12 protein-coding genes are annotated in these 14,838 nt (G+C 54.7%); 6 read left to right on the top strand and 6 right to left on the bottom strand.

The genetic code is table 11. The features are described 5' to 3' along the window. Nucleotides 1-14 precede the first annotated feature (14 nt). On the top strand, nucleotides 15-1,091 hold the full coding sequence (locus tag GOV90_RS16325; RefSeq protein ID WP_171095028.1) for a helix-turn-helix domain-containing protein: 1,077 nt from the start codon (nucleotides 15-17) through the stop codon (nucleotides 1,089-1,091). Here GOV90_RS16325 and GOV90_RS16320 read toward each other — a convergent pair. Further along, nucleotides 1,064-1,954: a LysR family transcriptional regulator gene (locus GOV90_RS16320; RefSeq protein WP_171095026.1), complete on the bottom strand. Its 891-nt coding sequence runs from the start codon at nucleotides 1,952-1,954 to the stop codon at nucleotides 1,064-1,066. The genes GOV90_RS16325 and GOV90_RS16320 overlap by 28 nt on opposite strands. A gap of 107 nt (nucleotides 1,955-2,061) precedes the next feature. On the opposite strand from GOV90_RS16320, the gene GOV90_RS16315 reads away from it, so the two are divergent. Then, the gene (locus tag GOV90_RS16315; RefSeq protein ID WP_171095025.1) at nucleotides 2,062-3,063 is read left to right on the top strand and encodes a sterol desaturase family protein; all 1,002 of its coding nucleotides are present in this window, start codon (nucleotides 2,062-2,064) and stop codon (nucleotides 3,061-3,063) included. 152 nt (nucleotides 3,064-3,215) lie between these two features. Here the strand turns inward: GOV90_RS16315 and GOV90_RS16310 are convergent, their stop codons facing one another. The 5 genes from GOV90_RS16310 to GOV90_RS16290 form a co-directional block, all read right to left on the bottom strand. Further along, complete coding sequence (locus tag GOV90_RS16310; RefSeq protein WP_171095023.1) at nucleotides 3,216-4,520, bottom strand: UDP-glucose/GDP-mannose dehydrogenase family protein; 1,305 nt, start codon at nucleotides 4,518-4,520, stop codon at nucleotides 3,216-3,218. Between the two features lie 562 nt (nucleotides 4,521-5,082). Further along, entirely contained in the window at nucleotides 5,083-6,153 is a 1,071-nt protein-coding gene (locus tag GOV90_RS16305) for a DUF2793 domain-containing protein (RefSeq protein WP_171095021.1), read from the bottom strand. Between the two features lie 170 nt (nucleotides 6,154-6,323). After that, on the bottom strand, nucleotides 6,324-7,763 hold the full coding sequence (locus GOV90_RS16300; RefSeq protein ID WP_171095019.1) for a mannose-1-phosphate guanylyltransferase/mannose-6-phosphate isomerase: 1,440 nt from the start codon (nucleotides 7,761-7,763) through the stop codon (nucleotides 6,324-6,326). 68 nt (nucleotides 7,764-7,831) lie between these two features. Further along, on the bottom strand, nucleotides 7,832-8,725 hold the full coding sequence (gene galU / locus GOV90_RS16295) for a UTP--glucose-1-phosphate uridylyltransferase GalU (RefSeq protein ID WP_171095017.1): 894 nt from the start codon (nucleotides 8,723-8,725) through the stop codon (nucleotides 7,832-7,834). A gap of 684 nt (nucleotides 8,726-9,409) precedes the next feature. Then, complete coding sequence (locus tag GOV90_RS16290; protein ID WP_253284776.1) at nucleotides 9,410-10,657, bottom strand: lytic murein transglycosylase; 1,248 nt, start codon at nucleotides 10,655-10,657, stop codon at nucleotides 9,410-9,412. Nucleotides 10,658-10,816: 159 nt separating this feature from the next. Between GOV90_RS16290 and GOV90_RS16285 the strand changes: the two genes are divergently transcribed. From GOV90_RS16285 to GOV90_RS16270, 4 genes are read left to right on the top strand one after another with little or no spacing between them, the layout of a single operon-like run. Beyond that, the gene (locus GOV90_RS16285) at nucleotides 10,817-11,776 is read left to right on the top strand and encodes a cytochrome ubiquinol oxidase subunit II (RefSeq protein WP_171095015.1); all 960 of its coding nucleotides are present in this window, start codon (nucleotides 10,817-10,819) and stop codon (nucleotides 11,774-11,776) included. Continuing rightward, nucleotides 11,773-13,863 carry a cbb3-type cytochrome c oxidase subunit I gene (locus GOV90_RS16280; protein WP_171095013.1) on the top strand — a complete coding sequence of 697 codons (2,091 nt, stop codon included), beginning with the start codon at nucleotides 11,773-11,775 and terminating at the stop codon, nucleotides 13,861-13,863. The genes GOV90_RS16285 and GOV90_RS16280 overlap by 4 nt, the downstream gene beginning before the upstream one ends. After that, complete coding sequence (locus GOV90_RS16275; protein WP_171095011.1) at nucleotides 13,860-14,492, top strand: cytochrome c oxidase subunit 3; 633 nt, start codon at nucleotides 13,860-13,862, stop codon at nucleotides 14,490-14,492. The genes GOV90_RS16280 and GOV90_RS16275 overlap by 4 nt, the downstream gene beginning before the upstream one ends. Further along, nucleotides 14,485-14,811 (top strand): cytochrome o ubiquinol/quinol oxidase subunit IV, encoded by a 327-nt coding sequence (locus GOV90_RS16270; protein ID WP_253284775.1) that lies wholly within the window; start codon nucleotides 14,485-14,487, stop codon nucleotides 14,809-14,811. The genes GOV90_RS16275 and GOV90_RS16270 overlap by 8 nt, the downstream gene beginning before the upstream one ends. Nucleotides 14,812-14,838: the final 27 nt, after the last annotated feature.

Below are 14,838 nucleotides of genomic sequence, written 5' to 3'. Positions count from 1 at the left end.
CGAAGAATACCGGCATGAAATCGAAGAAACCCTTACCCCTTCCTGAGGAAGAGGTCGATGATCTCGGCCCGGCCAGTATTTTTGATGGCGATCCGTCTGAGGAAGAAGATCTTTGGTTTCTGCCCCCCGATGAGGTCGAAGAAAAGGATTACTTCCTTCCCGGTCCGCGATCGGATCAACGTTTGCTGTTTGACCCACGCGATTGGCGGGCGGCGCAGTCTGAGTTGTCGTCGGAGCTTGCAGATCTTGCGCTGACCTTCGGTGCGTTGGATGAACGATTGCGCGCAGGCCCCAAGGGGTGGACGCATCGTTTGGCCCTGATGGAGACGTCTGACTTGGGCTGGTGGACTGGCGATCGCGTCAGTGTTGACCGATTGGCTTTGTGGACCGGTCTGCGCATCGGAGCAACCCATGATGACGTGCAGGCATTGTTCCGCGCCGGATGGGCCGTGCGCCGACTGAGCTCGGGGGCTGCTCCTGCAGAAGGGGGATGGGAAACCGGACTGACTGCATTTCTGGACCGTCTGGCGCAAGGGTCCGATGCAGCCCCGGATGCAATTGTGGATCTGGCAGAAGTTATGCGAGGCGTAGAAGGTTTGCATCCGGTCACGCAATCCGCCATCGCGTTTCATGCTTGGCGCGCGATTGCGCAGGGTGTTGGTCAGGATACAGAAGCTGCAGTGATTGCCGCGCGGCATGCAGCGACCATGGGGCGTGGTGGTGCCGTATTCATGCCGCTTGCATTGTCTGGTCCGGGCGCGTTGCGCGGTGCGGGTGAGCCGACCGAAAAACTCGGGGCCTGGATACGAGGGGCCGGGCAGGCGGCCCTTGCGGGGTTGTTGCATCTCGACCGGGTCAGCGCCTGGGAGGCCAAAGCGCGGGACGTCACGCAAGATCTGAGCGGGCGCACGCCACCGCGCCTGATTGAGGCGCTGACTTCGTGGCCCATGGTGTCAGCCCCTTTGGCCGAAGATTTGACCGAAGCGTCCCGCGCGGCAGTTCAGCGCAATTTCGATTTGTTCAGCCGTCGAGATTTGGTGCGCGAGGTCACAGGGCAAGGGCGTTATCGCGTTTGGACAGCAGCGCTGTAGTCCAGCAGCCAGTCACGAAACATACGGGCGGGTGTTCGCATGGTCGTCAGCGATGGGTAGATCAGGTGGTATGCTTCTTGTCCGGCAACTTTAGCCTCCGGCAGACATGGGACGAGACCCGACATTCCCATGATCCGATCCGAAGCAGGCGCGCGGGCGAGGGCGATACCCAACCCGCTTGCTGACAATTCTGCAGCCATGATCGAGTTGTCCGCGAAGAAGTACTGAGCCTGTCCTGCAGGCAAGCGCAGGGTTTCGAACCAATGCGGCCAACTTGCGCGATGTGTTGAGACCTCGATCAGAGTGTAACTAAGCAAGTCTTGCGGGGTTTTGATCTGTGCAGCGATAGCGGGCGGTGCAACAGGGTAAAGAACTTCTCGAATTAACTCATCACCTTCGGTGCCAAACAGGGCAGGGTTACCAAAAACAATCTGCAAGTCGGTAAATCGATTGGCAAAATCAGAAACGATGTTTCCGGTGGACAGTGACAGGTTGATATCAGGGTGCCGGGCTTGAAATGCTGAAAGGCCCTTGGCCAGGATTCCATGGGCGAAAAGCAATACAGACTGCACGTAGAGACGCTGCTCTCGCGTTTCGCCAAACAGACCTGTGGTGGCAGTTTCCAGCATCAGCAGGGATTGCTGCACCGATGGCAAATACGCCCGCCCTGCCTCGGTCAGAGTAACGGCATGGGCATGGCGGTGGAACAGAGGGGTGCCCAGCCGGGTTTCCAGCGCTTTCACCTGTTGGCTGACGGCCGCGGCGGACATGTTCAGCTGCACCGCCGCACGGGCAAAGCTTTCGGTTCGCGCGGCCGCTTCGAACACACGTAACCAGTTGAGAGAGGGGATGCGAGACGACATTTTAACAGGCTAAGCAAAACTTATCCTGACCTGCAAGACAAACCGTGCTGAACCTTGCTCAAGACGCGTTAGCGTGTTGGCAGCGAACTAAATGAATGAGCCCAGCCATGACCGATCCAGCTCTGCCTCCGCGACCCAAGCGCAAAATCTGGAACTTTACACCGCAATTGCCAATTCAGACGGCTCCGTTCTGGGATTGGCCGATGAAACCGTTGGCTGCGCTGCGTTACCTTCTGAAAAGCTGGAACCCGTTGGCGCTGCGCGCGCTGCTGCTGGTTTTTGCCATCATCACCTGGAATTACCTGACCCCGTCACTCGTCCGGATCCAGACGTTTAGCTGGGATTGGGTGGCCGAGATCTGGCTTCGGAATTTCTGTATTCTGATGGTGGTTGCAGGTGGCTTGCATCTGGCACTGTGGAAGTTCCGCACACAACAGGATGAATACCGCTATGACATGCGTCCGATGATGAAGGGCGCAAAGGTTTTCACCTTCAAGAACCAGGTCTGGGACAACATGTTCTGGACCTTAGGCCCGGCGCTAACCTTTTGGACATTTTGGGAATGCATGATCCTGTATTCCTATGCCAATGGGTGGATCACCATGATCACCTTCGACAGCAATCCGATATGGTTCATCGCGGTTGTAATCTTTGTTCCGATCTGGGCGGGATTTCATTTCTACTGGCTACACCGTCTGCTGCATGTCGGCCCGTTCTATACCAAAGTGCACGCTTGGCATCATCGCAACATCAACACCGGTCCATGGTCTGGCCTAGCCATGCATCCTGTCGAAAGTTTCTTTTTGATGTTCGACACGATGATTTTCTTTCTGCTGCCGTCCCATCCAATCCACGCGATATTTCTGCTGTTTCATCACGGAATTGGTGCACCGACCTCTCATGCCGGTTTCGAACACGTTAAATTCGGCAACAAGGCCAAGTTTCAGGTCGGGGACTTTTTCCATCAACTGCACCACAGGTTCTTCGATTGCAACTACGGCACGTGGGAAACGCCTTGGGATGAGTGGTTCAACACGTTCCACGACGGCACAGACGAGGGCAACGAAATGGTCAAAGAACGCAGGCGCAAGATCTGGGCGGGCGATTAAAGCCGCACTAGTCCTTTGTCGAGCCTGAAACGACCCTGCAAAGGACTGGGATTTACATCCGGACCTAGCTTCTCACTCTGCTACGAAGCTTCAGGGTAAGGTGGCCAAGCTGGAAGGTTGCGGGCAACACCTGACAACCAGACCGGAAAAGCTCAGCGCCCCACCCCGACATAAGTTTCAAAGCCAGCCTTCAGGGTCTTGCTTTCTGAATAAACATTACGGAGATCGACCATTCGGGGGGTGCTCATGGCCTGGGCCAGATCGCCGAGGTTAAGCGCGCGGAACTCGTTCCATTCCGTCAGCAGAACCAGAACGTCAGCCCCTTGCGCGGCAACATAAGGATCATCGCACCATTCGACGCCCGGCAGTAAAGTTTCGCCTTCGGATTTCCCTTGTGGATCCACAACGCGCACTTTCGCGCCTCCGCCGATCAGGGCCGGGACAATGGACAAAGAAGGCGCATCGCGCATGTCATCTGTATTGGGTTTGAAAGTGACCCCCAGTACCGCAACGGTTTTGCCGTTGAAGTGATCGTCACAGGCCTCGCGGATCTTTTCGATCATACGCTTTTTGACTTCGTCATTCACGCGAATGACGGTTTCAGTAATCTGCATCGGATGCGCGTGATCCTGGCCAATCCGCGCCAGTGCCGCAGTGTCTTTGGGAAAGCACGAGCCGCCATAGCCGGGCCCTGCGTGCAGGAATTTGTTGCCGATCCGCCCGTCCAGCCCCATGCCGCGAGACACCTCTTTTACATCTGCGCCGACCTTCTCGCATAAGCCCGCGATTTCGTTGATGAACGTGATTTTAGTCGCCAGAAACGCGTTGGCGGCGTATTTGATCATCTCGGCGCTTTCCAGATCGGTGGTCAGGATCGGAAAATCGCGCAGGTAGAGTGGGCGGTAAATCTCGGCCATCACTTCGGCAGCGCGGTCGCTTTCCACCCCAACGACAACGCGGTCAGGGCGCATGAAATCATCAATCGCAGCCCCTTCGCGCAGAAATTCAGGGTTCGAAGCGACATCGAATTCTGCGTTGGGGTTGGCGGCGGCGACCACCGCTTGTACTTGTCTGTTGGTGCCTACGGGCACAGTCGATTTTGTGACGATCACGGTATACCCGGTGACGGCCTGTGCGATTTCTTCTGCAGCCGCCATCACATAGGTCAGGTCTGCATGGCCATCACCGCGTCGGGTCGGTGTACCAACCGCAATAAAGACCGCGTCTGCTCCGTCCACGGCAGCCGCCAAATCGGTGGTAAAGCTCAGGCGACCGGCAGCCACGTTTTTGGCCATCAACACATCGAGGCCGGGTTCGTAAATTGGAACCTGTCCGGCTTTGAGCATGTCGATCTTCTGGTCCGCCTTGTCTACGCAAATCACATCATGACCGAAATCCGAAAAGCACACACCAGACACAAGGCCGACGTAACCGGTGCCGATCATCGCAATACGCATCTCAAAAGTCCTTCTTACCAATACCTGCCGACAACGCGCGAACAATCAAAGAAACCAGGGGTAAATTCAATGGTTCACTGCGCCCGTAAACAGTACCCCATAGGTTCTACCTGTTTTTGAAGCAATAAGGGTGCGTAAACTTTTGCAACGTCTCTCAACGTGCAACACAGGTTTGTCCAATTTACACCCAGTTTGAACGGAGTTTACGTCACCAATTTTTTCTGGGTAAGGACCAGAATGTCCATTGGAACAAACATGTTGCTCCATTTTGCCCTTTCCAGCGCATCAACAAAGCGCACTATTTGACGTTCAAAGTTTGCCGCTACATTGTAAACCGACTAAAGCCAAGCGACAGCTAGTTACTTTGCCAAGATGGGTGTTCAGGGCTTGTTTTCTGAAGTGAGAATTTTCGAACCAATCAGCCCGAATATAGCGCTTTGTTGAAAGGTCGGGGGCGTGTTAACTGAGGTTGTTTTCACGATCTACTAGCGGCCTCTTAAGAACGGTTCACTGAAGCTGTAAAAAATAGCCGCCCGGTGCAAAAGCCGGACGGCCTATTGGCTTAGTACCAGCGCCCGATTGCGGTTACGGACGGTGATAACGTGGAAGAATCCGACAGCGCCGACAGCACCTTGCCGTCAACTCGCGTTGTGCCGGGCGTATCCAAGCCGACAAACCGGTCGACAGCGCCTCCGCTGCCAGTGACGCTTGGCGGCGCGGCAAAAGGCGTGGGAAAGTCCCAAGTGAATGTGGAGCTCGCAAATAGAGCACCCTCAGCGCTAGAGCAATCAACTGCGGGTAGGGTAGCGGTGCAAATCTGCGTCCCGTCGGCAAACCGCACAAACTCTCCGTTTGAGTTTTGGCCACGTTCGATGACGGCACCGGTTGGACTGCCCGCGCTTTCTGAAACGGATCCCAATAGATTACCCGGCCCATAGCCATAGTCCGCTCGCATTAGTCGGCCAGTGCTGGTGTCGGACGCATCGCTTTGCACAGCTGCTCCTGTTGCTGCGCCGGTGGTCGGGTCAAAGCTCAGCGCTTGGGTCCAGTTTGTGCCATCGGGGGACACTTTGATTGAAAAACCTGAACTGCCAGACAACCCCATCTCGGCATGGCCCGTCCAGTTCGATTGGAACAAGAGCGACGCGGTATCATCAGCGCTGGCTTTGTTGATTTTAAGCTGATGCCCGCCGCCGTCGTGGGTTAGCAGAGTCGCTGGGCTTCGAACAGTCAGGCGGTTGGTTGCATCGGCGGTTGCCGCAATACCGACACTATCCAAGTTTTGCGTGTCGACGGGCATTGGGACCCATGCTGTGCCGTCCCAGAATCTGAGATCCCCAGCGGTTTCGTCCCAAGCGCGCCAACCGGGAGAGGGCGCCACGAAATGCCACGCGTTGTCCAGCCAAGCGGCGAGGTCCCCGGAATGCCCGACCCAATCCCCTGTTGGAGACGATCCAACCGCGTAAACTTCGCCCTGTTCGGGAACCACGGGTGGCGTGTCGGTGTGCGTTGAGCGGACCGTCAGTTGCACGATCAGATCAAGTTGTCGCAGAGCTTCGTTATGTGTGACGTGCTTTTGCGCCTGTGAGGGTTGCAAAAACGGAAGGTTCAATCGGGGTGAGGTTTGTGACACGAGGATCCTCCTGTGGCTGTCGGCCCGAAACATCGGTTGCGCGCCACAGTGCAGTATAGCGCGTCAATCCTCTGTGACCGGGCCGACCGCCCAGGAAATCTTCTGCTAACCATTGAACCGTTAGCTGGGCTCAACTGGCAGGATTAAGTCTAAGGTTTTTTTTGGGGGAGTTATTCGCGGGCATAAATGTCTTCGTAGCGAATAATGTCGTCTTCTCCCAAGTAAGCTCCGGTTTGGACTTCGATCAGAACCATTGGAACCTTGCCCGGGTTTTCCATCCGGTGCTTGGCACCTAGGGGGATGTAAACGGATTGGTTTTCACACACCAACTGTTCTTTGTCGTCGATCGTGACTTTGGCCGTCCCTTTAACGACGATCCAATGCTCGGATCGATGGTGATGAGATTGCAAGCTAAGTGCCGCGCCCGGGTGGACATGTATCCGTTTGACTTGAAACCTGTCGCCGATCACCAGGCTTTCGAACCAACCCCATGGGCGGTGATCCACAGGCAGGGCCTCTGCTTGCTTAGCCCCCTTTTCTCTAAGCGCTGTGACGGCCTGTTTCACATCCTGCGCCTTGTCCATGCTGGCCACCAGAACTGCATCGGGCATCGCAACTGCGATCACGTTCTCCAGTCCCATGGCCACTACTTCCTGCGTTGGTGATTCTGATCGTATCAGAACGTTGCGGCATTCTATGGCGGTAACCTCGCCATCTGTCGCGACGCCGTCCTCGCTCAAATCGGAAAGTTCCTGTACCGCTGTCCAGCTGCCGACGTCGGACCAACCAGCAGAGTAAGGAACAACACTCAGGTTCGGTGCCTTTTCCATGATCGCATAGTCTATTGAGATGTCAGCCGCGTCGGCCCATGCGGTAGGGTCTAATCGCAGGAAGCCCAAATCAGTTTTTGCCTCGTTAACTGCCTTTTGGACGGGTGCTATCAAACTTCCTGCATGTTGTTCGAATGCAGCTACGATGTCACGAACCGCGAACAGGAAGATGCCTGAATTCCACAGGTAGCTTCCATCAGCCAACATGGATTGCGCTGTTTCTTCATCCGGTTTCTCAACAAACCGATCCAGCGGGACGGCACCTTCCGTTGAATCCGGCGCGTGGTTGAGTTTGAGGTATCCATACCCGGTTTCTGGTCGTGTAGGCGTGATACCAAAAGTCACCAGATCACCGCGTTCTCTTATCGCGCGCGCGCCTTCGGCCACGGCTGCATGGAAGGCGGACTTGTTCGGAATCACGTGATCTGACGGGGCCACAAGCATGATGGCGTCAGGGTTTCGGGATGCCAGGTAAAGTGCTGCTGCCAGAACAGCAGGAGCGGTGTTGCGCCCTTCTGGTTCAATCAGGATGGGGCCGGGGTCGATGCCAACTTCGGCCAATTGTTCGGGCACGATAAAACGAAACGCTTCATTTGTCAGAACCAGCGGCTTTGCGTAAGGCATATCTGACGGACCAAGCATTCGGTCAGCGCAATCCTGCAAGAGGGTGGCTTCACCCACCAAAGGAACAAATTGCTTGGGGTAACTTTTGCGAGACAGAGGCCATAAACGTGTCCCTGATCCTCCGCAAAGAATGACGGGATGAATTGTATTCGTCATGTGTATGCCTTCGAACTGGTAATCAAAGAAGGTTTTTCTTTACTCATACTCAATGAAACGGCTTCTAACTACTGGGCGGCTTTCCCGGTTGCGACAACGTCGTTCAAGTATTGGCTCAGATCCTCGCGAAGATCGTCACGAGCAAGTGCAAAGGCTACGGTGGCTTGCAGAAAACCCGATTTTGACCCGCAGTCAAAACGCTGTCCATCAAATTTGTAGCCAAATACCGGAACACCATCAGCAATGTCTTCGGCGATGGCATCAGTCAGCTGGATTTCCCCACCACTTCCAGTTTTCATTGCGTTCAGGTTATTCAGCACGGATGGGCGCAGAACATAGCGGCCGATAACTGCCAGATTTGACGGCGCCTCGGTCGGTTCAGGTTTTTCAACCATGCCGCGCGCCGGAACGACCGGACCGATACTGTCTCCAACATCCAACACTCCGTAAGAGCTGGTTTTTTCCGGTGCAACTTCCATGGCCGCGACCATGTTCCCTCCGGTCTCTTCATAAGCTTCGATCATTTGTTGAAGGCAGGGTTTGTCTGCTGCGATGACGTCATCGGGCAGCATGACGGCGAAAGGTTCGTCCCCAATCAGGCGACGGGCGCACCAAACAGCATGTCCAAGACCCAGAGCTTTGTGCTGACGAATATAGGCAATCGCGCCGCTTTCCATGTTCGTTTCATTCAGGATTTCAAGCAGTTTATCTTTCTTTTTCGCCTTCAATTCCTGCTCTAGTACAAGGTTGTGGTCGAAATAGTCCTCAAGCGCAGATTTCCCGCGCGAGGTGACGAAAATAAATTCCTTGATACCTGCCGCGCGGGCTTCGTCGATAGCGTACTGCACCAAAGGCCGATCTACCAAGGTCATGATTTCTTTGGGTACCGACTTGGTGGCCGGCAAAAACCGCGTTCCCATGCCTGCAACAGGAAAAACTGCTTTGGTGACCTTGCGTGTCATGATGCCTCTCAATTTAAATATTCAGCCGGAAAAGGGGGCTTTGTCCGACATGTTCTCTTAGGCTGCGGAACCTGATCAATCAATGATACCCGATGGTACAGGCGGCAATTGGTCAAATCGTGCCACCTTGTCGGGCCGGTGTCAAAAGAGAGCTCTCTTTATGTAATGCCGAGTGGAGCCGAAAAAGCGACGTCTTACGCAGCCCTATGAGATTGTTCGCTGCTAATATTCCGCGAATAGGTTGCGCGCGAACTCCACACATTTTGAAGCCGATCTATCGTCCTCTCACAGCACTTGGGTTTTCGTTGAATGGGCAGAAGAAATATCAGTTTTCCAGGATGTATCTTGTTCAAAATACAGAGCTTTTTGTGCAGACGTTTTCGGCTTCAGTGACCTTGCAGTGTGGTAATTTTAGCGTTGTGCAAGGGCTTGGATTCCAACTTTATCCGAGAAGCCAAAACTGAGAAAATGTTCTGCTGATGGAGGTGCGTTTTTCAATAACAACAACGTGAAAACTGGGATGCCAAACCGGCTGCTCTGTTCCAAATTTGGCGACAATCGCGCAAAATTCCCCCCAATGGACGCGAATACAACGGAACTTAGTGTCTTTTACCGCAGCGTGGCCAAACGGTCGGGTGTGCCTGGATCTCTACCCAGACTAGGGATCCAGACAATCGTCCTTATTCAAGGTAAGAGTTTAGCTTTCATAGCAGGTTCCGGAAAGCAAGTTGGCGCAAAGCCCACGGTCTGTTGCCAACGTCCAATCGAGCGGCGCGTTTTGAACCCAGGCAACCCATCTGCCCCACCCACATCATGACCCATTTGTTCAAGGGCACGCTGCATTTCCGCGATGTCGGACCGGTACAGCCCACCGACCTTTCTCCACCGTCCGACAAAATCCCCTACGCCATATTGAATACGGTCCCCAACATGGCCAACAAACAAAGCGTAAAGATCGCTTTTGTTGTATTCCTTGAGCACGTAGAAGTTCGGCGTGACAATAAAGGCCGGCCCATGCCGTCCGGCTGGCATCATCAGATATCCTTCGCCATCACGCTCATGGGCTGGGAAGGGCCTGCCTGAGACGCGAGCTATCCCCATTTCTTCCCATTTGTGAATGGGGCGACCCTGATCAGGCCCTTCCAGAGAACATGGCACGGTTTCAGGAACAGACACCTCAAAACCCCAATCCCGATTGTTAACCCAGCCATGTTGGTCGAGGTAGTGGCCGATTGATGCGATAGTATCGGCGGGCGAGCCCCAGATGTCAGCATGTCCATCCCCATCGCCGTCTTTTGCATAGGTTAAATAGTTAGACGGCATGAATTGCGGCTGGCCCAACGCGCCCGCCCAACTGCTTTTCATCTTTCGCGCGGACAAATGTCCATTTTCAGCGATTTGCAGAGCAGCGATCAACTCGCCCGTGAAATACTCAGCTCTGGTGCTCATGAAGGCTTTGGTTGACAGAACCTGGAATGCGTCATGGCGGATCGGCACCTGTCCGTACCCGCTTTCTCGGCCCCAGATTGCAAGGATAATCCGTGCGGGAACGCCTGTTTCATTTTCGACCGAGGCGAGCGTCTTCGCGTGACGCTGCGCCATTTTGCGCCCGACAGATGAGGCGCCCTGAACTGATCGCGCGTTGAAATAGCGACCGGGCGAACCGAACTCGGCCTGTTTTTGCGCTTTCGGCACTTTGTTTTTTTGCCCGGGGGGAACCAGATCAGGCAGTTTCCAGTTCAAAGTCACACCAGAGAACGCCTGATCCATGGTTTGCTTTGAAACCCCTTTGGCTCGTGCCTTTGGCCAAACTTCGTCCTGTAGCCAAGCCTGGAACTGACGTTCAACTTCAGCATGATCCTGCGCCACAGCGGCGTGTGCGAGCAGGATCAGACCAGTGGCGACAAGTATTTTGCGCATCGAAGAAAACATGCGTCTCTGCTCCGTTGGGGTCTCAACGCGTAACGCCCGTTGTGACCCAAGGTTGAAAGAAGTTGTAGCCCGGCAATCTGGGGTTTGGAAAGGTCTTGAGAAATCTTTTGCATTTGCCGATAGTTGAGCGGAATTTGGATCATGAGAGGGCTGTGCGTTATGGCCAAAGGCAGATTGTCCAACCCGTCCTCGCTTGTGATGGCTGCTTTGATCCTTTTGACGGTGACACCACCGATGGCCTTTGCCAGCGATAGCTTCATGGACCCGCAAGGTCCGATTGCAGCAATTCAGAAAACCCATCTTTTACGAGCCACTGCGCTGATAATGGTGGCCGTTATTCCCGTTTTGGTTTTGGTGCCGTTGATTGCGTTTCGGTATCGACGCCGAAAGGGTGGTGCGGCAGCCTATCGTCCCGACTGGGATTTTTCAGCAAAGCTGGAATTTGTAATGTGGGGCGTGCCTGTTTTAATCGTGGCACTCCTGTCATTCTATCTTTGGAAGGCAACACACAGGCTTGATCCCTATTCGGCTGCTTTTGGTGAGGAGCCCGCTGTGCGGGTTCAGGTGGTGGGATTGGATTGGAAATGGCTGTTTCTTTATCCCGATCTGGGCATTGCCAGCGTGGGCGAGTTTGGAATCCCAACCAAACGACAAGTGGCCATGACGTTGACCACCGACACGGTGATGCAGTCTTTCATGATCCCCGCTCTTGCCGGTCAGATTTACGCGATGCCCGGTATGACAACGCAATTGCATCTGGTCGCGGATACGCCAGAGGTCATGCAAGGCGAAAACACGCAGTATAACGGACGCGGTTTTACCAAACAGAAGTTCCGCACAGTTTCGATGGAGCAAGGTGCCTTTGATACGTGGGTCGACAAAGTGCGCACCGACGGCATCCCGCTGAACGCGGCCACCTATCAGACGCTTGCGATGCGAACCGACAGGGATGAAGTTCAAGCGGCTTTGGGGACGGCACAGATGCCTGATGATGCACTGTATTTCACGCTGGAAGAGGATGTGTTCCACAGCATTCTGCACCGGTATCACAGCGGCGAGGCTTTGCCTGCCGATCAACAACCGGGCACGGCATCCTTCGGGCAGGAGGCGCAAGAATGACATCTCCAGAGACAGGATTTTTTGGCCGACTCAGCTGGGATGCGCTTCCTATCGCCGGGTTGCTTCAAGATCCCAATGCCAATGAGATCGTGGCAAATGCGGCCGCTGGAATCGTAATTGTCGGCGTTATTGCCGTGGTCGGATTGCTCAGCTGGTTTCGACTGTGGACGCCGCTGTGGCGCGATTGGCTGACCAGTGTCGATCACAAGAAGATTGGCATCATGTATGTCGTGTTTGCCATCGTGATGTTGGCGCGCGGCGTATTGGAAGGCGTCGTCATGCGCGCGCAGCAGGCGGCTGGGCCAGGTGACGGTTTTCTGGAGGCTGAACACTTTGCCGAGCTGTTCAGCACCCATGGCACAATCATGATTTTTTTTGTGGCTGTGCCCTTTGTCTTTGGCATCGCAAATTATGTCATTCCGCTGATGATTGGCGCGCGCGACGTTGCCTTTCCGCGGCTGAACCAGATTAGTCTGGGCCTGACGGTTTCGTCAGGCATGATGTTGATGGTGTCGCTGGTGGTCGGGCGGTTCTCAACCGGTGGCTGGACGGCCTATCCACCATATACCGGTGCCGCCTTCAACCCGGGCGTCGGCCCGGACTACTGGATTTGGGCCATCGTCGTGTCGGGTATTGGGACCACGCTCACAGGCATCAACTTTGCAGTAACGATCTACAAGATGCGTGCGCCGGGTATGACCTTTATGCGTCTGCCGATGTATTGTTGGACGATTATCTGCAGTTCTATCCTGATTGTCTTTGCCATGCCGCCCTTGGGGGTTGCCGCGTTGATGCTGGCCGCGGACCGCTACTTGGATTTCCATTTCTTCACCAACGACCTCGGCGGCAACATGATGAATTATGCCAACCTATTCTGGCTGTTTGGTCATCCCGAGGTCTACCTGCTGGTGCTACCTGCCTATGGCATCTACTCCGAAGTTTTCGCGACCTTCTCGGCCAAGCGGCTCTATGGCTACAACTCGCTTGTTATTGCGACAATGTCTATTGCGGTGCTGTCCTTCACGGTCTGGTTGCATCACTTTTTCACCATGGGTCAAAGCGCGTTGATCAACGCCGTGTTTGGCATTGCAACCATGCTGATCGCGATTCCGACCGGTGTGAAAGTCTATGACTGGATGGCAACCTTGTGGCGAGGACGAATCCGGTTTTCGGTGCCGATGTTGTATGGGCTGGCATTTCTGATGCTATTTGTGATTGGTGGCCTCAGCGGGGTGATCCTGGCAAATCCAACGGTAGACTATCAGGTGCACAACACGCTGTTTCTGGTGGCGCATTTCCACAACGTTCTGTTGCCGGGCGTGCTGTTCGGCCTATTGGCGGCCTATAACTATTGGTTCCCCAAAGCGTTTGGTTTCCGCCTGAACGAGTTCTGGGGCCGCATAACAGTCGCTCTCTGGACCATAGGGTTTTTGTTGACGTTCATGCCGCTCTATTTTGTTGGGTTGATGGGAATGCCGCGACGTTCGTTCAGCTACGATGATCCAACCTTCCAGCCTTTCATGATCGTCGCCATTATTGGGGCGCTGGTGATTACGTGCGCTTTGTTCTCGGTCCTTATCCAATTGTGGGTCAGCATCCGCGACCGCGAAAAAACACGCGTTCCGGTGGGGGATCCATGGGATGGCCGCACGTTGGAATGGTCAATCCCGTCGCCCCCGCCGCCCTACAACTTCGCGATCATTCCACAAGTGACTGACCGGGATGACTTTGCGGCGGCCAAAGAAAGGGGTGCCGCGTACCCAACGCCGGACGCTTATGAGGATATCGAGCTGCCTCGCAACACCGGGATTGGCTTTATCTTGTGCGTATTTAGCGGCATTTGGATGTTTGCACTAGTGTGGTGGATCTGGTGGCTGGCGGTGCTGATGACCGTGTTGATGATCCTCGCGGTGATCATTTGGACGTTCGACGACAGCACCGAATTTACCATCCCCGCAGAAGAAGTGCGCAGAGATCACGAAGCGTGGCTTTCGTTGGTTTACAACGAAAAGGCGGTGGATCGTGACTATGAGACCTCTCCGGAAAACCGCGGCCTTGCCCGCCCTGATCTGGAGGCGGTCACGTGAAACGCGTACCAACACATAGTTACCCCGGCATCAACCTTGGAGAGCGCCACGCAAGCGCCCACAAAGCAGCCGAAGTTGTTACTTTTGGGTTCTGGGTCTTCCTGATGAGCGATCTGGTCTATTTTGGGCTGATGTTCGCGATCTACATAACCATGATCGATGCGCAGGCGGGCGGCCCCGGTCCGCACGAGTTGTTCGACCTGAAAAGCGTCTTTGCTCAGACCCTGATCCTATTGACCAGCAGCCTGACGGTCGGTCTTGCCATGCTGGCGCTGAAATACAATTTACCGCGCGGGCGCATCATTTTGTGGTTTGGTGTCACGCTGTTGCTGGGGCTTAGCTTTTTGGTGCTCGAACTGCGTGATTTCATGGCTATGGCTGAAAAGGGCGGTGTCCCGCAACGCAGTGGGTTCCTTTCGGCATTCTTTGGTTTGGTTCCGTTACATGGCTTGCACGTTGCAGCCGGATGTCTGTGGCTGATCGTTCTGGGCATCCAACTGCGGGTCAAGGGAATGACGGATGTAATCATTTCTCGGGTCGTACGCTTGGCGTTGTTCTGGCACTTTCTCGACCTGATCTGGATCGGCATTATCACCATCGTGTATTTTGGAGGGCTGACCTATGGATAACAGGTCCGAAATGCACCGGCGCGAAAGACGGCGCTATGTCATCGGTTATAGCGGGTCGCTGATCCTTACACTCGCCATGTTCGGGGTGGCGTATGTGTTCGGCATCGAAACGGTTGGCGTCTATCTGACGATCGGCTTGTTGGGTCTGGCTCAACTTGTTTTGCAACTTGTGTATTTCCTGCATATCGACCGCCGACGCAGCAGCCGGGAAGATCTTCATCTGGTCCTGTTTTCCACCATGGTTCTGCTGATCATGATCCTTGGTACTGTTTGGGTCCTGGGCAATCTGGCGATACGCATGCATATGCACGCAATGTAAGTGGCTCAGACTGCGAGCCAGGGGAAG

This window comes from Ruegeria sp. HKCCA5929, assembly GCF_013034525.1.
Taxonomy (GTDB): domain Bacteria; phylum Pseudomonadota; class Alphaproteobacteria; order Rhodobacterales; family Rhodobacteraceae; genus Ruegeria.
This window is presented reverse-complemented; position numbering and strand designations above follow the sequence as displayed.